Origin of the sequence: Novosphingobium endophyticum (assembly GCF_014640675.1) — a bacterium.
GTDB lineage: Bacteria > Pseudomonadota > Alphaproteobacteria > Sphingomonadales > Sphingomonadaceae > Novosphingobium > Novosphingobium endophyticum.
The window spans coordinates 39,866-60,304 of sequence record NZ_BMHK01000010.1 but is presented as its reverse complement, the minus strand read 5'-3'; the positions used below and the strand labels follow the sequence as shown (position 1 = coordinate 60,304).

The following is a 20,439-nucleotide window of genomic DNA, read 5'->3' as shown; positions in this document are numbered from 1 at the left end:
CTGGACGACCAGAGGGAGACGAGACGATGCCGACACCTGGAGAAAAGCTGCGTGCGCTGATCGAGAGCGGCGAGCATTTCGTTGCCGCCGAAGCCTATTCGGCACTGACCGGGCGGATTGTCGAGCATGTCGGGTTCAAGGCGGCCTACCTCGGCGGCCACGCCTGCTCCGCGTTCCACTATGCCGTTCCGGACAACGGCATCTTCAGCCAGATCGAGCAGATCGACCAGGCCGGGCGCATCGCCCAGGCCATGAACATTCCGCTCGTCGCCGACGCCGATACCCTCGGCGAGACGGTGGCCGATGCCTACCGCTTCACCAAGATGTACGTTGCCGCCGGAATCGCCGGCTATCACGTCGAGGACGAGGTGAACCCCAAGCACTCCAAGCACGCCAACGGGCTGTGCCCGATTGAGGAGATGCAGTGCCGGATCGAGGCGGGGGTGAAGGCGCGAGGCGATTCGGGCCTCGTCATCATCGCCCGCTGCGATGAGCTCTACACCAGCGAGAACGGCGGCGGCGGTACCGGGTCGATTGATGAGGCCATCAGGCGCGGCAAGGCCTATGCCGAGGCGGGGGCGGACGCCATCGTCTTCGCCAGCGCGCCGCCCGAACAGCAGATGGAAGTCATTCCGCACATGACCATCCCGGTCTGCACGCTCGGGTTCAACCTGCCCGATACGCAGTTCACGCTCTCGACGGGCTGGGGCTGGGTCTCGGCGGCAGTGGGCCATCTCAAGATGGCGCGCGAACTGATGGAGACGGGATCTGTCGCGAGCGCCATGGACGCGTTCCGCAACTTCCCCGAAAAGTACGATCTGATCGACCAGAACCTCTACGACGAGCTGATCGTCGACTGGGCCGAACGAATGGGCAAGCCGACCCGGCCCAATCACGCGCGCTGAGCGGATCGCGATGGCAAGGTCGCGCGGAGAATTTCTGACATCAATGCAGGCGACGGTTTTTCAAGATTCTAATTCGAAAGCGGTCTTTCCGGGGCCGCCGACAAAACGGACGTTGCCGATCCTCCCCCACCGGGGGAGGGGGACCGCCCGCAGGGCGGTGGAGGGGGTTTGCACACGCCAGCATTGCGCCCGACCGCGCCCCCTCCGTCAGTCACTTCGTGACAGCCACCTCCCCCGGAAGGGGAGGATTTCAAGTTACCGCACCCCCCCCCACCCACCGGCCTCGCCGGTAGCGGGCATTCCTCCAGGTCGGAACTTGTCTGCGCACCCCGGACCAGAGGCCCTGTCCTCGCGTGATCGTCAGCCGGTCAGGATGCCGGCAGTTCCGCGCTTTCCGGCAGGACGAGCACTTCGATACCTTCCGCCGGGCCGAGGTAGCGCTGCGCCATGGCCTGAACATCGGATGCGGTCAGCGCCTCCAGTCGTCCCGTGGCCTTGAGATAGCGATCGATGCGCTCGCTTTCGGTCTGGGCGCGGTCGACCAGCGAGAGCCATCCGGCGTTGGACTTGAGGCCGTTCTGGAGACTTTCGAGCATAGGCTGACGGGCGCGTTGCAACAGGTCTTCGCTGACCGGCGCCGAGCGCAGCGACTGCACCACCTGGCCGATCGCCTTGCCCGTCGCCGCAACGTCGGCGACGTCGACCGAGGCGTTGATCGAGAACACGCCGTACCCCTTCCAGTGACGCGAGAGCGAGCTGCTGGCCGAGGGTGAATAGGCTTTTCCGAGCGCTTCGCGCAGTTCGTCGGTCAGTTCGATACGGATGACCCGTTCGAGCAGTTCGAGCTTGAGCGTCTCGACCGGATCGCTGTCGTCGCGGGTCGGCCAGGTCAGGCGCAGCAGGGCCTGATCGGGGGCGCCGCCGTGGCGGATCAGACGCGGGTCGCGGTCGTTGGTGAAGGGACGGGGGGGCTGATCGGCATAATCGCGAAACGAGGTTTCGCGCGGGGGCAGGGCGCCCAGCGTCCGGGCGACCTGCGCTATCGCCTGATCCTCGTCGAAGTCGCCGACGATGCCCACTTCGATGGCGCCGTGGGCGAGCCTGTCGCCGATTTCCTGCCCGAGTTTCGCGTAAGTGAGCCGGCGATAGGTCTCCACCGGCTGCAGGCTGAAGCGCGGATCGCCACCGGAAAGGATCGCCCCCAGATCGGCCTGCAGGGCAGAGTCGGGGGTGGCGCGCAATCGGGCGAAGTAGTTGTTGATCTGCTGGCGGTATTGCACCTGTCCTTCCGACCGATAGCCGGGATCGGTGATGAGCGCGGCGATCAGTTCGAGCTGCAGTTGCAGGTCGCGCGGCGTGGTCCGGTAGAGGCCGTCGAAGCTCGCTTCGTCGCTGCGCAGTCCGAAGCCGACCGTTCGCCCCGCGAGGATCGTTTCGAGGTCGTCCCGGCTGTGCTTGCCGAGGCCGCCTTCGTCGAGATAGCTCACCATTTCGGTCGCGAGCGGATCGCTCGGGGTATCGAGCATGTCGCCCCCGTCGATGCTGACGCTGACGCGCACTTTGTCCTGTTCGATGTCGGTGCGCTTGAGATTGAGCATGACGCCGTTGGCGAAACGCACTTCGCGGATACCGAGGCGCGGATCGACCCGGTCGCTCACGACCTTTCCGGCCGGCCCGAAATCGGTGTAGCCGAAGGCGCTTGCGTCAGCAGCGAGCTCGCGATCTATCGCCGCTTTCGTGGCTTCTTTCCACGTCTTGCGCAGTGCCTTTTCTCCGCCTTCGGGGGCAAAGCGGCCTTCGAAGCGGATCAGCGGCTTCCTGAGGGGGATCACCTCCCGCTTGAGCGCGGCCAGCACCGCTTTGGGCGTGATCCGCGGAGCGAAGGCCTCGAACCGCTGGAGCACGGTCTGCGGCGTGGACGGCACCGTCCTGTCGGTGACGAGGGCGAGAGCGGAACCGGCCAGCGTCGCGTTGGATCGCGTGTCGGCCGAACCCGCCGCGTTGACCAGCGCGTTGCGGATCGAGGCAACCTGCTCGGCCACTTCGGATGCCGCGAAACCGTAGGCGAGGGCGCGGCGGTATTCGACTGCGGCGGCCAGCAGGCCGGCTCGCCAGTGCCGGTCCACGGTATCGACGATCAGCCGTGTCGAGCGGGCCGTCTCGAAGACATCACCGGTGCCGAAGCCCGCGCCCCGGAATGGCGGATTGGCCTGCCGCGAAAGCCTCTGCAGGCGGCGGTTGACGATGTCGTAGCCGATCGAGCGCAGCAGGTTTTCCTGGCGCTGCGCCACGCTGTCGGGCTCCTCGAGCCAGCGGCCGGTGCGCACCACGCTGACCCGTTCCGACAGGGCGGGATCCACGTAGATGTCGGTTCGCCCCTTGTCCTTGCGCGCGATCGGCCCGGCATCGGGTTGCGGTTCGGACGGCGCTGCCGGCCAGTGGCCAAAATGGCGCTGGATGCCGGTGACGATCTGGGCCACGTCGAAGTCGCCGACGACCACGAGCGTCACGTGCGCGGGCACGTATTCGCGCTCATAGAATGCCCGCAGGCTTGCGGCGCTTGCCGCGTTGAGCGTTTCGGCCGTGCCGATCGGCATGCGCAGCAGATAGCGCGATCCCGGGTAGAAGAATTCGATGCTGTCCATCGTGTTGCGAAGGCTGAAGGTATTGCGGTCGCGCATTTCGGACAGGATCACGCCGCGTTCGCGATCGACCGCCTCTTGCGAGATACTCAGCTCGCTGGCCGTTTCCCGCATCAGCATGAGCGCGGTATCGAGCAGCGCGGGATCGCTACGCGGCAGGTCCAGCTTGTAGACGGTGCGTTCGAAGCTAGTCGAGGCGTTGGTGTCGGCGCCGAAGGCCAGGCCGTTGCGTTCCAGCAACGCCACCATCTGCCCTTCGGGGACGCGTTTGCTGCCGTTGAAGGCCATGTGCTCCACGAAGTGGGCATAGCCCCGTTCGCTGTCACTTTCGTCGAGCGAGCCGGTCTCGACGAGCATCCGCACCACGGCGGTGCCCGCCGGCGTTGCATTGCTGCGCACGATGTAGCGCATCCCGTTGTCGAGACGGCCGAAGCGGAACGCCGGATCGACGGGGATGTCGCTGGTTTCGAAAGCCCAGGAATGGTCTTCGGCGGGGGGCGCGGCCTCCCTGGCGACCAGCGGAGCCGGCAGCACCAGCAGGAGGAGCGCGATCAGGAATGCTCTCATCGCCCCAAGACCTGCCGCAGCCGGCCGGATATAACAAGGGGCGGGATCGCCTTTTCCTTGCGATCCCGCCCCCTGGCCTCGTTCGGTGAGAGTTTACTTGCCGCGAAGCTTGCGGTGCTTGGAAAGATCGAAGACCTCGCTCGGGCCGTTGTCGTCCTGCAGCAGGCCGAGACGGCGGGCGACTTCCTGATAGGCCTCTTCTTCGCCGCCAAGGTCACGGCGGAACCGGTCCTTGTCGAGCTTTTCGCCGGTCGCCATGTCCCACAGGCGGCAGCCATCGGGGCTGATCTCGTCGGCGAGGATCACCCGGCTGTATTCGCCGTCCCATACGCGGCCGAATTCCAGCTTGAAGTCTATCAGGCGGATGTTGATCGCCGCGAACATGCCGCACATGAAGTCGTTCACGCGGATCGCCATCGAGGAGATGTCCTGCATCTCTTCGTTGTTGGCCCAGCCGAAGCAGGCGATGTGCTCTTCGGCGATCAGCGGATCGCCCAGCGCGTCGTCCTTGTAGTAATATTCGATCAGCGTGTGCGGCAGCGGCTCGCCCTCGGGAATGCCGAGGCGCTTGGAGATCGAGCCGGCGGCGACATTGCGAACCACGACCTCGATCGGGATAATCTCCACCTGCCGAACGAGTTGCTCGCGCATGTTGAGGCGGCGGATGAAGTGGTTGGGCACGCCGATGTGGTTGAGGCGGGTGAAAACATACTCGCTGATGCGGTTGTTGATCACGCCCTTGCCCTGGATCGTGCCTTTCTTCTGCGCGTTGAACGCAGTGGCGTCGTCCTTGAAATACTGGATCAGGGTACCGGGTTCAGGGCCTTCGTAGAGGATCTTGGCCTTGCCCTCGTAGATCTGGCGGCGACGGGACATCATATTCGTCCTTGCAAGGGTAAAAGAGCAAGCCCCGGCACGATGGCGTCGCGTGAACGACTGCGCGGCCGGGGCGTTCGAGCGGGCATATAGTCCAAGCCGGCGCAAAAGCAAACGGGGGCACATTCCCCTCCGCAGTGCAACGGTGTTTTGCCGTCCGGGGGATAGGCGAGCGCGGCGGCAGGCGGTACTCCGGCCGGTATCGTCAGTTTTGCATGAGGTATCCGATGAGCCGCCAACAGACCCTCGACCTGATCCGGCGCTATTACGCCGCTTTCAATGCCGGCGATGGGCAGGGCATGCTCGATTGCCTTGCCGAGCACGTGGCGCACGACATCAATCAGGGCGGCCGCCACGACGGGAAGGACGCGTTTCGCGCGTTCCTGGGGCACATGGCCCGTTGCTACCGCGAAAGGCTGGACGATGTCGTCGTCATGGCGAGCGAGGATGGCGCGCGCGCGGCGGCGGAATTCGTGGTGCATGGCGAATACCTGGCAACAGATGAAGGTCTGCCGGAGGCGCATGGACAGAAGTACATTCTGCCGGCTGGCGCCTTCTTCGACGTGGTGGACGGCCGGATCGCGCGCGTCAGCGTCTACTACAACCTTGCCGATTGGACGGCGCAGGTTTCGGCATGAACCTCTCGATCCGTGCCCTGACCGGGGACGAGATTCTGGCGGCCGTCGATGACCTCGCGGCGCTGCGCATGACGGTCTTCGCCGCGTGGCCCTACCTCTATGATGGCGACGAGGTCTACGAGCGGGAATACCTGCACGAATTCATGCAGGCACCGGACGGCATTCTCGTTGCCGCCTGCGATGGCGACCGGATCGTCGGGGCGGCCACGGCATCGCCGATGGCGGCCCAGAAGGCCGAGTTCCGCGCGCCTTTCGAAGCGCGGGGGCTGGACGTTTCGCGCCTGTTCTATTTCGGCGAATCCGTCCTGCTGCCCGAATATCGCGGGCAGGGGATCGGTCACGCCTTCTTCGATCACCGCGAGGGACGGGCGGTGAGGTGCGGGGCGACGGCGGCCACTTTCGCCGCGGTGATACGTCCGGTCGACCACCCGGATCGCCCTGTGGATTACGTGCCGCTCGACGGCTTCTGGCGCAAGCGCGGCTACGAGCCCGTGGAGGGTTTCGTCACGCAACTCGCGTGGAAGGACCACCGCGACGCGGGTGAAACGCCCAAGCCGATGCAATACTGGCTGCGCAGGTTCCAGAGCGAATGATGATGAGCGCGACCGTCCTCTGAGTCAGCTCACCGGCTGCGGGTGGTTCGGCACGAGGATCAGCGTCTTTCCCTCCACTCGCCAACTGGAGAGGCGCGAGAGGAAATTCATGCCGAGGACGTTGGCGTCGCCCAGCCCCGGCGCGACCACGGCGTCGAGATCGCGGGCGACGATATTGCCGAAGCGCAGTTCCGCCACGGTCGCCACTTCGGCCCTGATGACGCCGTTGGCGGTGCGCATGGCAACGGTCTGGCGGACGGGCTTGGGCTGCACGTCGGACTGGTCGGCCGTACCGGGCGAGATCGCGGTGATCGTTGCTCCGGTATCCACGAGGAATGGCTGTTCGACGCCGTTGACTTCGGCCGTGACCCAGAAATGGCCGTCGTCGTGGAGCGGCACGCGGGTCTCGTTGCCCTCAACCGTCTGGCGGGGCAGGCCGAACTGGGGCAGGGCGAGGTCCTGATCGGTGGTGAAGCGGGCCACCTGCGCGATGGTGAGAAGAAGCGCGGCGACGAGACCGAGGTTGCTCACGCCGCGCAGCAGCCCGCCCAGCCTTGGAGTGCTCCGCCTCAGCATGCCGCCGAGGACGCCGACGAAGATCGCGACGATGGCCAGAGCCAGCAGCGGCTGGCCGGCGAGGAATGTTGTGAGGTCGGAGATGTATTGCTTCAATTCCATCATGCGCTGGGTCCTGGCACCGGCAATGTTGACCGGCGCTGACTTTGAAATGCGTCCGATTCTCGCTTTTTCCAGAGCAAAAGCGAAGGAGGGCTATCGAAGCCGGTCCGCCAGTTCGGCATCGAGGATCGCCGTGACGCGTTCCCTGTCCGGAAACCCCTCGGCAATCCACCGATCCTCTACCCGGCGCAGGATGCGGGCGACCTCTGGACCGGCGCCGACGCCGCGCGCGACGATCTCGCCGCCCTTGAGAGGGAACCGCGGAATCTCCCAGCCGGTCAGGCTCGAGGCATCGGCCCCGGCGATCAGCAGGCGGTCGAGCGCGCCGTCCATGCCCAGACGATAGGCAAGCGCCCGAGGTTCGCCGCATTCGTCCCCGCGCGCCGCCGCCGTGGCCAGGCGCTTCTTCTGCGCGCCGGACATGCGAAAGCGCGCGGCGACCTGTTCGGCGAGTGGCACTTGCGGCGGGAGCAGGGCGGCGAGGCGGCGGATCGGATCGGGCGCGATGCCCTGCCGCTTCTCGGCCGCGACCAGCGCGGAGAGAGCCTGCGGATCGGCCTCGGGCAGGATCACGGCCAGCACGCCCAGTTCCGCCATGCGGTGGACGGTGGGTGCCGGGTCGGGCAGCCCGAGCAGGTTCAATGTCTCCATGCCGACGCGTTCGCGCGAAAGGCCCTTGAGCGTCGCGGCGAGTTCGGTGCAGGCTTCTTCTGATGTTTTGTCAGCAGGTTGCGTTCCAAACCTCGCCTGAAACCGGAAATATCGCAGGATGCGCAGGTGATCCTCGCGGATACGCTGGCGTGCATCGCCGATGAAGCGCACGGTTCGCCCGGCAAGGTCGGGAAGGCCGCCGAAATAGTCGAACACCTCGCCGCTTTCGGGATCGGCATAAAGCGCGTTGATCGTGAAGTCGCGCCGGGCGGCATCCTCCCGCCAATCGCTGGCGAAGGCGATGGTCGCGCGCCGCCCGTCGGTGCTGACGTCATGACGCAGGGTGGTGATTTCGACCGAACCGGAGGGCAGGATTGCCGTCACGGTGCCATGATCGAGCCCGGTCGGTACGTTGCGGATGCCCGCGGCGTCGAGGCGGGCGATGACCGCATCCGGCAGCAGCGTGGTTGCCATGTCGATGTCCTTGACCGGCAGCCCCAGCAGCGTGTCGCGCACGGCGCCGCCGACAAAGCGCGCGTTTTCGGGGCCGAGCGTGGCGATCAGCCTCCGGATTTCCGGACGGCGTAGCCAGTCGGCGTCGAGGCGCTCAGTCATGCCAGTTCAGCCTGCGCGAGAGGTTGTGGATGATCGCGCCGGTGACGCCCCAGATCACGTGGTTCTGCCCGCGTTCCGGCCAGATGATCTCGACGAAGCTGTGCCTGCGGCCTTCGTAATCGATCGTGCGGGTCTGCTGGTTCAGGGGATCGAGCACGTAATCGACGGGCGCCTCGAACCATTGCGCCACTTCGGCCGGGTTGGGGTGGATCTCGATGTCGGATGGCACGATGCCCAGGACGGGCGTGATTTCATAGCCGCTGCCGGTGCGGTAGCGGTCGCTGGTGCCGATCACGCGCACATCATCCGGGTCGATGCCAAGTTCTTCGTTGGCCTCGCGCAGGGCGGCTTCCACGGCCGTCTCGCCAGCATCGAGGCGGCCGCCAGGAAAGGCGATCTGGCCCGGATGGGCGCGCATGCTGGACGGACGGTGGAGCAGAAGCATGCCCGGCCGTTCGCGCTCGGTCATGGCGATGAGCACCGCGGCGGGCTTGAACGCGTCTATCTCGTGGATGCGCGGATCGATCCACATCTCGGGTGGAGCGGCCGCATGCCCTGCCTCGAAGCGGCGGACGACGAGATCGTAGAGCGCGCTCACGCCGGGATCAGCGGGAATGTGGCGCCAAGGCTCGACACGGTGAAACCCCCGCCCGCCAGCGCGATCTCCGCAAGCTGTGCGTAAGTGCTGCGGTTGAGCCGCGCTTCGGTGCCATTGCGAACGGCGAGATAGATCGCCGGGGTATCGGGATCCCCCTCGCTACGGATCGGATGCTCCGGCCCGGCTATCACGAGATCGTCGGTGTTGAGGCGAAAGGCGAGCCCTCCTGCGTCCTGCCTGACGTCGACGGCGATGAAGGCGGCGTCCTCTACTTCGATCGAGAGCTTCTGGGTCGGCGTGACCAGCCAGTGCCGGCCATCGGCGTCGCGGCGCAGGATCGAGGCGAAGGCGCGCACCATGGCCGGCCGGCGTATTTCATCGCCTTCATGAAACCAGCGCCCGTCGGCGGCGATGCACATGTGGCTTTCACCGATGGTTTCCGGCTCCCACTGCGCGACGGGCGGCAGCTTGCGGGACGCCGCCAGTTCGGCGACTTCGGCAAGCGAAAGGCCCGCAAGTTCGGGAGGCGGTTCGTAAGGCATCGCAGTTCCGATGCCAGATAGGGCTTCCCGCGCCAAGGGCCGGTGTTCAGGCGGGGCTGAATTCCCGCGCGTCGACAAGCTCGTCCGGAGAGTGGCATTCCATGCTCGAGCACAGGGCGACCCGGCAGCCCCCCGGTGATACGCTGTAATCGTACCGCGCATTCGCCTGCTGCGCGAACGCCCTCATCAGGTTCTGCCCCAAGCCGGACGGATTGGCATGTTTCGGGTCGGCTTCCCCCACGCCGTTATCCGTTACGCTCACTTCCCAGCCCTGGTCGCTACCGGTAAACTCGACGCGAATGTTCCCTTGCTCTCCATTGGGAAAGGCATACTTGACGCAGTTCGTCAGTGCCTCGTTGAGAAACAGGCCGATGGCGACCGCGACCTGCTGGGGCAGGACGCATTCGCCGGCTTCGACCTTTACCGAAATGTGATCGGGAATGATCGATGCCGATATCCGCTTTACCACGTCGCGCACATAGTGCTGCATCGGCATTTCACTGTCGCCTCCCGCGATAAGGGCGAGATTGTCGTATGCCTGTGCGAAAGTGCGGATCCGGCCGATCGCCTGATCGAGAGCCGCCGCCACGGCGGGATCGCCTTGGTCGCGGGCCTGAAGGGACAGCAGGCTTGCCACCAGCGCGAAGTTGTTCTTGGTGCGATGTTCCATCTCCGCCATCAGTATGCCGCGCCTTTCGATCTCGACGTCGCGATCGTGACTCGCCATGCGAACGGCGCGCCTGAAGACTTCGGCCAGACCCAGTACTATCGCCGCGCACAGGGCATTGATGGCGACCCGCGCCGGATCGGTCGGAACTTCGAACGTAAACGACTGCGCTGCGGGCAACACGTTCCACCAGGCCCAGGCGAAGCTCAGGAGGTATGCGGTCACCCCTGCGCTGGCGTGACCGTAGAGCGTCGCGATCAGGACCGTCGGGTAGACGATGGCGAATGGCCCCGCAGTCGGCGCCCAGACGTCGAGGGCGGTGCGTACTGCAATACCGGTGAGCGCGCACAGGGCGCCGAAGAGGACGTGGACCAGAATGCCGTATTTTCCGCCTTGCCAGTCGGTAACATCGTAGTTCGCAAGATAGTGCATCCGATATCCTCTCATTGCGATGCGGCGGACGACATGGCCGTTTCATGATCGGCGGGGCACATTGGCGGTAGAGTTCGCAGTTTACATGGAAACACGTGGTGTGTCTTTAAGCATTACTGTGTGCATCTCCGGGAACAGGCAAAATCGCCGGTGTCTGGAACCATCCCGAAGCCAACCGGTTGCAGACCTGAGCGCGCCTTTTCGCCCTTCGTGCGAATGGGCCAACCGAAGGATGGGACAGGAGGTGCCGGATGGCCCAGGCGACGGTCGATGTGCTCGGCGATTTCGGTCGGGCGTCCGTGGCTGGCCTGTCTCAACCCCGAAAAACCGTGGCGGCGCGCTATTTCTACGATGATCGCGGCTCCCGCCTGTTCGATGAGATTACGCGCCTTCCGGAATATTACCTCACGCGCACGGAAACCGCGCTGCTGGACGAACATGCAGCCGCCATTGCCCGGCTGACCGGCCACGGACGGCCCGTCGTGGAGTTCGGCGCCGGATCGGCTGCAAAGACGCCGATGCTGCTGCGCGCCACCCACGCGCCCGTCTATGTGCCGATCGACATATCGGGCGAGTTTCTTCACGAGAGCATGGCGGCGTTGGGCAGGACGGTGCCCGGCTTGCGGATCATTCCGCTCACAGGCGACTTTACGAAACCCTTGCGGTTGCCGCCGGTCGACGGTCCTGTGACGGGCTTTTTCCCCGGATCGACGATCGGCAATTTCGACCACCGCAGCGCGCTCGACCTGCTTCGCCTCCTTCGCAACATGCTGGGGGAGGGCGCGCATCTCGTGATCGGCATCGACACCCGCAAGGATCCGCGTCTGCTGGAAGCCGCCTACGATGACGGAGCCGGCGTGACCGCCGCGTTCAACCTCAATCTGCTTGAGCGGATGAACCGCGAACTGGGCGGCACGATACCCGTCGATGCCTTCGAGCATCGGGCCGTATGGCATGACGGGCTGGGGCGGATCGAGATGCATCTGGTGGCTACCCGCAGCATGAGCTTCCGGGTGGCCGGGCGGAGTTTCTCGATGGCGGAGGGCGAGACGATTCACACCGAGAACAGCTACAAGTACACGCTCGAGGAGGCCCGCCTGCTGGCCCGCGCCTCGGGCTGGGAACCGCTTGCCTGCTGGAGCGACGCAGACCACCGCTTCGGCATTCATGTCTGGGCCGCCATGCCTGACGAGATGCAGCCATGACCAGCGCTTCGCCGGACTCCGCCGCCGAACCGGACGCGGTCCTGGAGCGGTATCGCGAGGTGCGGGCGGCAACGATCGCGCTGACCGCGCCGCTTTCCGCCGAGGACTGCCAGCTTCAGTCAATGCCCGATGCGAGTCCGGCCAAATGGCACCTCGCGCACACCACCTGGTTTTTCGAGACTTTCGTGCTTCTGCCGCACCTGCGCGGCTATCGGCCGTTCCATCCGGCCTATGCGGTATTGTTCAATTCTTACTATGTGCGCGTTGGCGATCGCCACGCCCGCGCCGAGCGCGGCATGCTCTCGCGACCGTCGCTGGAAGAGGTCCATTCCTATCGTCGCCACGTCGATGCCGGAATCGAGCGTCTCGTCGGCGACGCGGCGGGAACGGTATGGGGGGACTTGCTCGAACTTGGCCTGCATCACGAGCAGCAGCACCAGGAACTCATCCTGATGGACATCCAGCATGCCTTCAGCCGCAACCCGCTGGAACCCGCCTATCGGGCCGACCAAGCGGTGAACCGCGCGCCGGGCGAAGCGGAATGGATGAGCCTTCCCGGCGGGCTCCACGCTCTGGGGCACGAGGGAGCGGGCTTCGCGTTCGACAACGAGGGACCGCGACACAAGGTCTGGCTCGAACCCTTCACGATCGCCGACCGGCTCGTGACCAATGCCGAGTACCTGGCGTTCGTGGAGGACGGCGGCTATCGGCGGCCGGAGCTCTGGCTGTCCGACGGCTGGGCGACAGTCGAAGCGGAATGGTGGACGGCGCCGCTGTACTGGCGCCGTGAGGACGGTATGTGGACGCGCTTCTCGCTTGCGGGGCGGCACGAACTGCGTGGCGATGAGCCGGTGCTGCATGCGAGCTATTACGAGGCCGAAGCCTATGCCCGATGGGCGGGTGCGCGCCTGCCGACCGAAGCCGAATGGGAAGTGGCGGGGCGCCATTGCCCGCTGCGCCAGCGCGACGACGTCGCCTGGCAGTGGACGGCTTCGCCCTATATCGCCTATCCCGGCTTCGTCGCCAGCGAGAGCGCCGTGGGCGAATACAACGGCAAGTTCATGGTCAACCAGTTCGTGCTGCGCGGCGGTTCACTGGCCACCCCCGCCGGCCATGCACGGCTTACCTATCGCAACTTCTTCCCGCCCTCGGCGCGCTGGGCCTTCAGCGGAATTCGGCTCGCCGGCACATGACCCAGCCCGCACGGGCAATGGTCAGCTTCCGATGACCACGCCGCCGTTGGGATGCAGGACCTGGCCGCTCATGTAGCTGGCATCCTCGCAGGCCAGGAACAGGAACGACGGCGCCACCTCGTTGGGCTGGCCGGCACGCCCCATGGGGGTCCCTTCACCGAAATGTTCGATCTTCTCTTTCGGCGCGCCGCCGCAGGGGTTGAGCGGGGTCCAGATCGGCCCCGGAGCGACCGCGTTCACCCGGATGCCGTCACCGATCAGGTTTTCCGACAATGAGCGCGTGAACGCGGTGATCGCGCCCTTGGTGGAACTGTAGTCGAGCAGGCCGCCGCTGCCCTTGTACATCGTCACGCTGGTACAGTTGATGATGCTCGCGCCTTGCCCGAGATGTGGACGGGCGGCCTGGACCATGAAGAACATGCCGAAGATGTTGGTCTGGAAAGTCCGGCGAAGCTGTTCCTCGGTGATGTCGGTAATGTCCTCGTCCGGGTGCTGCTCACCGGCGTTGTTGACCAGGATGTCGATCTTTCCGAACGCGTCGAGCGTTTGCTCGACCACGCGGTCGCACATCTTGCGCGATCCCACGTCCGCCTTGATGGTGATGGCGCGGCGGCCCTCTTCCTCGACGATGCGCCTTGTCTCTTGCGCGTCGTCATCCTCGAGCAGGTAGACGATCGCCACGTCCGCCCCTTCCCGGGCGAAGAGCGCCGCCACCGCGCGGCCGATACCGCTGTCTCCGCCGGTGACGATTGCGACTTTGTCCTTCAATCGGCCCGAACCGGGGTAGCGCGGCCGCCATTCCGGCTTTGGGTCGAGCGCGCTTTCGTGACCGGGGAGGGAATCCTCGTGAATCATGTCCTGCGTTTCGGGCATGGCAATTTCTCCTCTTTGCCTCGCCAACGAAGCGCGGGACGGTTCGGTTTCAGCCGCGCAGGGGCCTGCGACGGGTTGTTCGTCACACCCGGTGGGTCGCCTGGGCGAATGTGGGCGCGGACTTGAACGTTTCGGCGTCTTCTGCGTTCACTGTCACGGGCAGGACGGCTCGGTTTTAGCGGTACTTCGATCTGGTCATGACACACGGCTACGGGGTGATGTATTCCTATGGGGACCGTGTTCCGCCGCGCGCTTCAGACAAGCCCGACGCTTGAATACGGGGGAAGGGGAGCGATGCGCTTCGGCGAACTTGTTCGGGAATTCGGCCTCATCGGCTACGGGCTGGTGGGGGCTACGGCAGCGCTGGCCTGCATTGCGATCGATCCGCGCGCGGCCCTGACCGGCTGGCTGGCGGCGGCGGTACTGTTGCAGTCGCTGCCGCTGGGAGCGCTCGTGCTGCTGGCGACGATGCGCCTCATACGTGGGCAATGGGAAGCGGAATTGCGCTCCGGTTGCGAAGCGGCGGCAGGGCTGTGGTTCCTGTCGGCGCTGGCGTTCGTTCCGGTTCTGCTCGGCCTGGGAGCGATCTATGACTGGCCTCACGCGCCGGCGCAGACCGCGTTCCTGGACGTGTGGCTGAACGTACTGCCCTTCGTGCTGCGAACGCTGCTATGGTTCTTTGCGCTCGCCGCGATCGCACGAAGCCAGGTAGGGGGGCACGCCTCGGCGAGTGCATCTGCCCTGGCGCTGATCGTCATGATCCTGGGCGCATGGCTGTTGGCGGCGGACTGGTTCATGACACTCGACATCCGGTTCCATTCATGGGCTTTCGGCCTGCAGGTCTTCGCCCTCGAAATGTGCACTGCCTACGCGGCGTTGCTGCTGCTCCGCCTGACGCGGAGGGTGCCGCCGCAGCGTCCCGCGCTGCTGGGCGCGCTGATGATCGTGTTCCTGCTGCTGTGGCTCTGCTTTCAGGCCGTGCCTTATCTCGCCATCAGGTCGGATGATCTGTCCGCCGGGGCGGAGTGGTACGCCGCCCGGGCCGAGGGCGGATGGCGCTGGGTCCTCGGTGCGATCGGTCTGCTCGGCATCGTGCCGCTCCTGGCGCTGCTGTTGCCGCTGGTTCGCCGCTCGCAGCGCGCATTGGCGTTTGCCGCCGTTTCGGTTCTCGTCGGCAAGAGCCTCGAATTCGCCTGGATCGCGATTCCGGGAAGAGGGCCGGTGGCGGTCTTGAGCTTCCTGTTCGCGCTGTGCGGCTTCGTATGCTTCGCAGCCTCGTATCTTGCGCCAGGCAGCCGCTGGCGCTTCCCCGGCCGCAGGTCCGCCGCATGACCCGGCCGTAAACTCATATGTCGCTAGCCGCGCGGCGCCCTGCGGCGGTCACGGAACCGGCTCCTCTCACCTTCGTTGCTAACGGTGGGAAAGGAGAATTCCATGGCCGCACGCGCATACTGGCAGGGCCAGATCCGGTTGGCGCTCGTGTCCATTCCGGTCGAAGTCTATCCCGCGACGAAGAGCGGTGCCTCGATCAGCTTTCGCCAGATCCACGAACCCTCTGGCAAGCCGATCAGATACGAGAAAGTCGTGCCCGGTGTCGGTCCCGTCGATCGCGATGATATCCTGAAGGGCTATCAGATCGAGAAGAACCGCTACATCCTGCTCGACGACGACGAGATCGAGGCAGTCAAGGTCGAGAGCAAGCGCACGCTGGATCTTGTCCAGTTCGTCGAGGCGGACGAGATCGACGTGCTCTATTACGAGAAACCCTATTTCGTCGTGCCGGCCGATGAACTGGCGGAAGAGGCCTATGTCGTCCTGCGCGACGCGCTCCGAAAATCGCGCAAGGTTGGCCTCGGCCAGCTTTCTGTGCGGGGGCGTGAGCATCTGGCATCGCTCAAGCCTTGCGGACGCGGGATGGTGCTCGAGCTGTTGCGCTATGCCGACGAGGTACATCGCGCGGAAGGCTATTTCCGCTCGATCGGCGATGCCAAGCCGGACAAGGAACTGCTCTCGCTGGCGACCGAGCTCATCGAAAAAAAGACCGCGCCGTTCAAAGCTACCGAATTCCATGACCGCTACGTCGAAGGGCTCAAGCGGGTCATAGACCGCAAGGCCAAGGCGAAAGGCAAGCGCGTGATCGAGGAGGAGGCGGCGCCTGCCGCGGCCGGAGGATCGAACGTGATCGACCTCATGGCGGCGCTCAAGCAGTCCGTGGCGAAAGGCGGCGAAACGGAGCCGGGCAAAAAGCGTTCCACCGCCAAGGGCTCGTCGTCCGGGCGGAAGACCGGTCAGGCGGGGCGGAAGAGGGCGTAATGGAACTGAACCCGTGGATGCCGTTCGACGCCATGGGGATGGACATCGCCGCGCGTCTGCTGACGGGGACCTGCGTGGGGATGCTGCTGGGCATCGAGCGGGAGCTGAAAGGTTTCGACGCGGGGCTCAGAACGCACGGCTTCGTCGCGCTCAGCGCGGCGCTGATGACCGTCACCGCACTGGTTCTGTTCTACCAGCTCGGCGGGCGAGATTCCCGTCTCGACCCCTTGCGCGTGATTGAGGGGATGGCTGCGGCCATCGGCATCATCGCGGCCGGCCTTATCATCGTACGGGGCGATAACGTAAAGAACCTGACGTCGGCGGCGCATATCTGGCTGACGGCTACGCTGGGGATCGCAAGCGGTGCGGGGCTTTATCCGATCGTGCTCGTGGGGGCGGCGCTCGCCCTTGCGCTCCTGATCCTGGTCCGCATCGCCGAAAAGCGCTTGCCGGGGAGGCAGAATGCCGACGAGTGATACCCTCTCGACCTACAACGCGAAGCGCGATTTCAGGCGGACGCGCGAACCGCGCGGAACGCGCGAGCGCAAGGCGGGCAACAGCTTCGTGGTGCAAAAGCATGCCGCGCGGCGCCTGCATTTCGATTTTCGTCTGGAGATCGACGGCGTCCTGAAGAGCTGGGCCGTCACGCGCGGACCCAGCCTCGATCCGCGGGACAAGCGGCTGGCGGTGCGCACCGAGGATCACCCGCTGGCCTATGGCGGGTTCGAAGGCACGATCCCGCAGGGCGAATATGGCGGCGGGACGGTGATGCTCTGGGACCACGGCACCTGGCATCCCGTGCCAGGCAAGAGCGCGAAGGATCTGAAGAAGGGGCACCTGCATTTCATCCTCGACGGCGAGCGCATGAAGGGCGAATGGCTGCTGGTGCGGATGAAGTCGCGTCCGGGCGAGAAGCGCGAGAACTGGCTGCTGCGCAAAGTCGATGACGAATTTACGGGTGGGTCGGACGACCTCGTGCGCCGTGAACTGACCAGCGTCGAGACCGGCAGGACCATGCAGGAGGTAGCGCAGGACAAGGAGGCCACGCATTCCCTCCAGGACAAGAAGGGCGCGCGGCTGGATGTGACGCTCAGGAAGGCGGCAAGCCATTCGCGCGAGGTTGCCAAACGCAAGGCCGGGCCGCGTGGGGGCAACCGCGTGCCCGGGTTTCGCAAGCCCCAGCTCGCCACGCTTGTCGATCACGTGCCGGACGGAAGCGACTGGTTTCACGAGATCAAGTTCGACGGCTATCGCTGCCTCGTGGCGGCGGCCGGAGAGAACGTGGTCATCTACACCCGTTCGGGACAGGACTGGACCGAAAAGTTTGCGCCGTTGCGCGACGCCTTCGCCGAACTGGACCTGCCGCCATGCCTGATCGACGGCGAGATCACCGCGCCAGGAGAGGACGGAAATCCGAGTTTTTCCGCGCTTCAGGAGATGCTCAAGCGCGGTCACGGCGAACAGGGTGGGAAGTACCTGGACTTCCATGCTTTCGATCTTCTCGAACTTGACGGCGAGGACCTTTCCGCGCGCGGGAATCTGGAGCGGAAGGAACGGCTGACCGGTCTTCTTTCGCATGCGAAGCCGCCGATCCGCGTGGCGGACCACGTCATCGGCGCGGGCGAAGAGCTGCTGGACGCCATGTGCGGCGCGCGTCAGGAAGGGATCATCAGCAAGCGCGCGAATGGAGCCTATCAGGGCAAGCGCAGCCGCAACTGGCTCAAGGTGAAATGCACTCGCCGTCAGGAGTTCGTGATCGTCGGCTGGCAACCCAGCAAGTCAATGGGGCGGCCTTTCGCTTCGCTGCTGCTCGCCCAGCATGAGGGCGGGAAGCTCGTCTACAAGGGCAAGGTCGGAACCGGGTTCGACAGTCGCAGCCTGGTGGAACTTGCAAGCAAGTTCGCGGCCCGCAAGCGCAAGACCCCGCCTCTCGATGCGCCGCGACCGGAAACGCGCGGTGCGCGGTGGGTGAGGGCGGACCTCGTGGCGGAAGTGGCCTTTGCCGAGTTCACCGCCGAAGGACGCGTGCGGCACGGCTCGTTCATCGCCCTGCGCCAGGACAAGGACGCGAAGGACGTGACGCCCGAACGGGTCCGGAAACCGGAGGCAGGCGACGACCCGCCCGAGATCAGGATCAGCCACCGCGAGCGCGTGGTCTTTCCGGACGCCGGCCTGACCAAGGGCGACCTCGCCGATTACTACTCCACTGTTGCCCCGATCATGCTGCCGCACCTTTCGCGGCGCCCGGTCAGTCTTGTCCGCTGCCCGCAAGGGCGCGCGAAGAAGTGCTTCTTCCAGAAGCATGACAGCGGCAGCTTTGGCGAGCACGTGCACCACGTCGGCATTCGCGAGAAGTCCGGGAAGACGGATCAGTACCTCTATGTCGACAGCGCCGAAGGCGTGCTTGGCTGCGTCCAGATGGGCACCATCGAGTTCCACGGCTGGGCCTGCCACGCCGAAGATGTCGAGCAGCCCGACCGGATGATTTTCGATCTCGATCCGGATGTGGCCCTGGACTTTGCCGATGTGAAACGCGCGGCGCGTGATCTGCAAAAGCATCTCGCCGATATCGGCCTTGTCAGCTTTGCGATGCTTTCCGGCGGCAAGGGGGTGCATGTCGTGGTGCCTCTGCGGCCGGGGCACGACTGGGAAACGCACAAGGACTTCGCGCGGCGCTTTGCCGAAGCGCTGAGCACGGCCGAACCGGAACGCTTCGTCGCCACGATGTCGAAGGCCAGGCGCAAGGGGCGGATATTCATCGACTGGCTGCGCAACCAGCGCGGCGCAACCGCCGTCGTGCCCTATTCCGCACGCGCACGGTCCGGCGCGCCCGTGGCGGCGCCGGTTACATGGGCGGAGCTGAAGGACATCGATACGCCTGCCGCATTCTCGATTTCAAACGCGGACAAATTGCTGAAGCGGGCGTCGAGCGTCGGTTTACAGGGATGGGGTTTTGCCGACCAGGCGCTCCCTGAGCTGTGAACTCGCGGCTCGTCGCCGGATCGCTCCAATCATGAGGCCCGCGCGCCGCGCCGGAACAAGCGCTGCGTGCAGACGCTGTAGCTGGGATCCGCCTCGCGCTGTCCGTGCGTACCGCCGCCGACGAAGGGGCGGCGCAGCTTGAAGTCGTAGGTGACCACGCGCTTTGAGAACCGCCATTTGCCGTCGGGGCAGCGGCGATAATTGTCGATATAGCGCACGGCCATGAAGTCTTCTTCCTGCCCCCCCTCGCGCGTCGGGATGAGGTGATAGGCCAAGGCATAGACTTCGCCGCAGGCCGCGTCGCCGTCGACCGCGATCAGGTGATTGCAGACGTGATGGCCGGAGTAGGGCATGTAGGGGAAGGAGCCGGCGATGAACTTGCAGTAGTCCTGCGCCGAACCGTCGAAGCTGTCACCGTGCGTGTCCGTGGCGTCCTCGGTGTAGAGGTCCTTCAGCAGTTCGATGTCCTGCCGGTCTATCGCGCGCGAATAGAGCAGCACGAGTTCGCGGATTGCTTCCTTGTCGATCACCGTCTGCAGTGCGGCTTCGTCGATCGCCATGTTCGTTTTCCTCCCGGTTGGTTCAGAGCAGGGCGCCACCGTCGATCGGGTAGACCTGCCCGGTGATGAAACTCGCCCGCGTCGAGGCGAGAAAGAGCACCATGCCCGACATTTCTTCGGGAGAGGCAAAGGGCTTGCCGACGAAGGTGCGGCGCTGCCGGATGGCGCGATCTTCCTCGCGCACGCTGGCGGCGCCCTTGCTGAACAGCCCGGAATCGGGATGGAACCGGCTGCCCTTGCTGAAGGCGGCGGGATCGGTGGAAATTGTCGCGTAGGGGGCAATCGCGTTCACGCGCACGCCGTGCTGTCCCACTTCCTTGGCAAGGACGACGGTGAAGCTGTGCACCGCGCCCTTGGCGGCCGAATAGACCGGCAGCATGTAGTCGCCAACGATTGCGGCGGTCGAACCGACGTTGACGATCGCGCCCGACTTGCGCTCGATCATGCCGGGCAGAACCGCATGAGTCATGCGCAGCACGGTGCCAAAGTTGATGTCGATGTCTGCCATCCACTTGTCGGGATCGGAATCGACAAAGAATCCCTGATCGACATTGCCGCCGATGTTGTTGACGAGAATGTCGATCGAACCCAGCGTATCCGCGGCTTCCAGAACCCGTGTCGGAGAGGCGGGATCGAGCACGTCGGCGGCGACGAAGACGGCGCCGCAAGCGCCGGCGTCCGTGCAGTCTGCAACCAGTCGCGCGCCGGCTTCCTCGTCTCGGCCGACGAGCACCACCTTCGCGCCTTCCCGCGCGAAATCGAGCGAAACGGCCCGGCCGATGTTCGCGGTTGCTCCGGTGACGACCGCAACCTTGTCTCGCAGGTCGAGCTCCATGCTCCGTTCTCCCAACGTCTTGCTAGATCAGGAGCTAGGTCGGCCCGCACCGGGAGGCAAACCGTGGGAGCGAT

General features: G+C 65.2%; 19 protein-coding genes. 9 read left to right on the top strand and 10 right to left on the bottom strand.

Going from position 1 to position 20,439, the window contains the following annotated elements:
- The first annotated feature begins 26 nt into the window (after positions 1 to 26).
- Complete coding sequence (locus tag IEX32_RS09290; RefSeq protein WP_188770753.1) at positions 27 to 905, top strand: isocitrate lyase/PEP mutase family protein; 879 nt, start codon at positions 27 to 29, stop codon at positions 903 to 905.
- A gap of 368 nt (positions 906 to 1,273) precedes the next feature.
- Here IEX32_RS09290 and IEX32_RS09285 read toward each other — a convergent pair whose 3' ends face one another.
- Together IEX32_RS09285 and purC are read right to left on the bottom strand one after the other, a co-directional pair.
- A complete protein-coding gene (locus IEX32_RS09285) occupies positions 1,274 to 4,114 on the bottom strand; it encodes a M16 family metallopeptidase (RefSeq protein WP_188770752.1) in 2,841 nt (946 codons plus the stop codon).
- A gap of 93 nt (positions 4,115 to 4,207) precedes the next feature.
- On the bottom strand, positions 4,208 to 4,990 hold the full coding sequence (purC, locus tag IEX32_RS09280; protein WP_188770750.1) for a phosphoribosylaminoimidazolesuccinocarboxamide synthase: 783 nt from the start codon (positions 4,988 to 4,990) through the stop codon (positions 4,208 to 4,210).
- 227 nt (positions 4,991 to 5,217) lie between these two features.
- Between purC and IEX32_RS09275 the strand changes: the two genes are divergently transcribed.
- Positions 5,218 to 5,628: a ketosteroid isomerase-related protein gene (locus IEX32_RS09275; protein WP_188770748.1), complete on the top strand. Its 411-nt coding sequence runs from the start codon at positions 5,218 to 5,220 to the stop codon at positions 5,626 to 5,628.
- Positions 5,625 to 6,221, top strand: a complete 597-nt coding sequence (locus IEX32_RS09270) for a GNAT family N-acetyltransferase (protein ID WP_188770746.1) — start codon at positions 5,625 to 5,627, stop codon at positions 6,219 to 6,221. Before IEX32_RS09275 ends, IEX32_RS09270 begins: the two co-directional genes overlap by 4 nt.
- A gap of 24 nt (positions 6,222 to 6,245) precedes the next feature.
- Here IEX32_RS09270 and IEX32_RS09265 read toward each other — a convergent pair whose 3' ends face one another.
- The 5 genes from IEX32_RS09265 to IEX32_RS09245 form a co-directional block, all read right to left on the bottom strand.
- Positions 6,246 to 6,902, bottom strand: coding sequence for a retropepsin-like aspartic protease family protein (locus IEX32_RS09265; protein ID WP_229736273.1), 657 nt, complete (start codon positions 6,900 to 6,902; stop codon positions 6,246 to 6,248).
- A 90-nt stretch (positions 6,903 to 6,992) separates the two neighbouring features.
- Positions 6,993 to 8,165, bottom strand: a complete 1,173-nt coding sequence (locus IEX32_RS09260) for a CCA tRNA nucleotidyltransferase (protein ID WP_188770744.1) — start codon at positions 8,163 to 8,165, stop codon at positions 6,993 to 6,995.
- Positions 8,158 to 8,763 (bottom strand): CoA pyrophosphatase, encoded by a 606-nt coding sequence (locus IEX32_RS09255; RefSeq protein ID WP_188770742.1) that lies wholly within the window; start codon positions 8,761 to 8,763, stop codon positions 8,158 to 8,160. Before IEX32_RS09255 ends, IEX32_RS09260 begins: the two co-directional genes overlap by 8 nt.
- A complete protein-coding gene (locus IEX32_RS09250; protein ID WP_188770741.1) occupies positions 8,760 to 9,305 on the bottom strand; it encodes a DUF1285 domain-containing protein in 546 nt (181 codons plus the stop codon). The genes IEX32_RS09255 and IEX32_RS09250 overlap by 4 nt, the downstream gene beginning before the upstream one ends.
- A gap of 46 nt (positions 9,306 to 9,351) precedes the next feature.
- Positions 9,352 to 10,404, bottom strand: coding sequence for a sensor histidine kinase (locus tag IEX32_RS09245; protein ID WP_188770739.1), 1,053 nt, complete (start codon positions 10,402 to 10,404; stop codon positions 9,352 to 9,354).
- A 251-nt stretch (positions 10,405 to 10,655) separates the two neighbouring features.
- Between IEX32_RS09245 and egtD the strand changes: the two genes are divergently transcribed.
- Positions 10,656 to 11,609, top strand: coding sequence for an L-histidine N(alpha)-methyltransferase (gene egtD / locus IEX32_RS09240; RefSeq protein ID WP_188770738.1), 954 nt, complete (start codon positions 10,656 to 10,658; stop codon positions 11,607 to 11,609).
- Positions 11,606 to 12,802 carry an ergothioneine biosynthesis protein EgtB gene (gene egtB, locus IEX32_RS09235; protein WP_188770736.1) on the top strand — a complete coding sequence of 399 codons (1,197 nt, stop codon included), beginning with the start codon at positions 11,606 to 11,608 and terminating at the stop codon, positions 12,800 to 12,802. Before egtD ends, egtB begins: the two co-directional genes overlap by 4 nt.
- A 21-nt stretch (positions 12,803 to 12,823) precedes the next feature.
- Here egtB and IEX32_RS09230 read toward each other — a convergent pair whose 3' ends face one another.
- The gene (locus tag IEX32_RS09230) at positions 12,824 to 13,675 is read right to left on the bottom strand and encodes an SDR family oxidoreductase (protein ID WP_188770733.1); all 852 of its coding nucleotides are present in this window, start codon (positions 13,673 to 13,675) and stop codon (positions 12,824 to 12,826) included.
- A 294-nt stretch (positions 13,676 to 13,969) separates the two neighbouring features.
- Between IEX32_RS09230 and IEX32_RS09225 the strand changes: the two genes are divergently transcribed.
- The 4 genes from IEX32_RS09225 (at position 13,970) to ligD (ending at position 18,970) form a co-directional block, all read left to right on the top strand.
- Positions 13,970 to 15,007 (top strand): hypothetical protein, encoded by a 1,038-nt coding sequence (locus IEX32_RS09225; protein ID WP_188770731.1) that lies wholly within the window; start codon positions 13,970 to 13,972, stop codon positions 15,005 to 15,007.
- 102 nt (positions 15,008 to 15,109) lie between these two features.
- Positions 15,110 to 15,988 carry a non-homologous end joining protein Ku gene (gene ku / locus IEX32_RS09220; protein ID WP_188770730.1) on the top strand — a complete coding sequence of 293 codons (879 nt, stop codon included), beginning with the start codon at positions 15,110 to 15,112 and terminating at the stop codon, positions 15,986 to 15,988.
- The gene (locus IEX32_RS09215) at positions 15,988 to 16,464 is read left to right on the top strand and encodes an MgtC/SapB family protein (protein ID WP_188770728.1); all 477 of its coding nucleotides are present in this window, start codon (positions 15,988 to 15,990) and stop codon (positions 16,462 to 16,464) included. The genes ku and IEX32_RS09215 overlap by 1 nt, the downstream gene beginning before the upstream one ends.
- Complete coding sequence (gene ligD, locus IEX32_RS09210; protein WP_188770727.1) at positions 16,451 to 18,970, top strand: DNA ligase D; 2,520 nt, start codon at positions 16,451 to 16,453, stop codon at positions 18,968 to 18,970. The genes IEX32_RS09215 and ligD overlap by 14 nt, the downstream gene beginning before the upstream one ends.
- 29 nt (positions 18,971 to 18,999) lie before the next feature.
- Here ligD and IEX32_RS09205 read toward each other — a convergent pair whose 3' ends face one another.
- Positions 19,000 to 19,530: a nuclear transport factor 2 family protein gene (locus tag IEX32_RS09205; RefSeq protein WP_188770725.1), complete on the bottom strand. Its 531-nt coding sequence runs from the start codon at positions 19,528 to 19,530 to the stop codon at positions 19,000 to 19,002.
- 22 nt (positions 19,531 to 19,552) lie between these two features.
- On the bottom strand, positions 19,553 to 20,365 hold the full coding sequence (locus IEX32_RS09200) for an SDR family NAD(P)-dependent oxidoreductase (protein ID WP_188770723.1): 813 nt from the start codon (positions 20,363 to 20,365) through the stop codon (positions 19,553 to 19,555).
- Between the last annotated feature and the right edge of the window lie 74 nt (positions 20,366 to 20,439).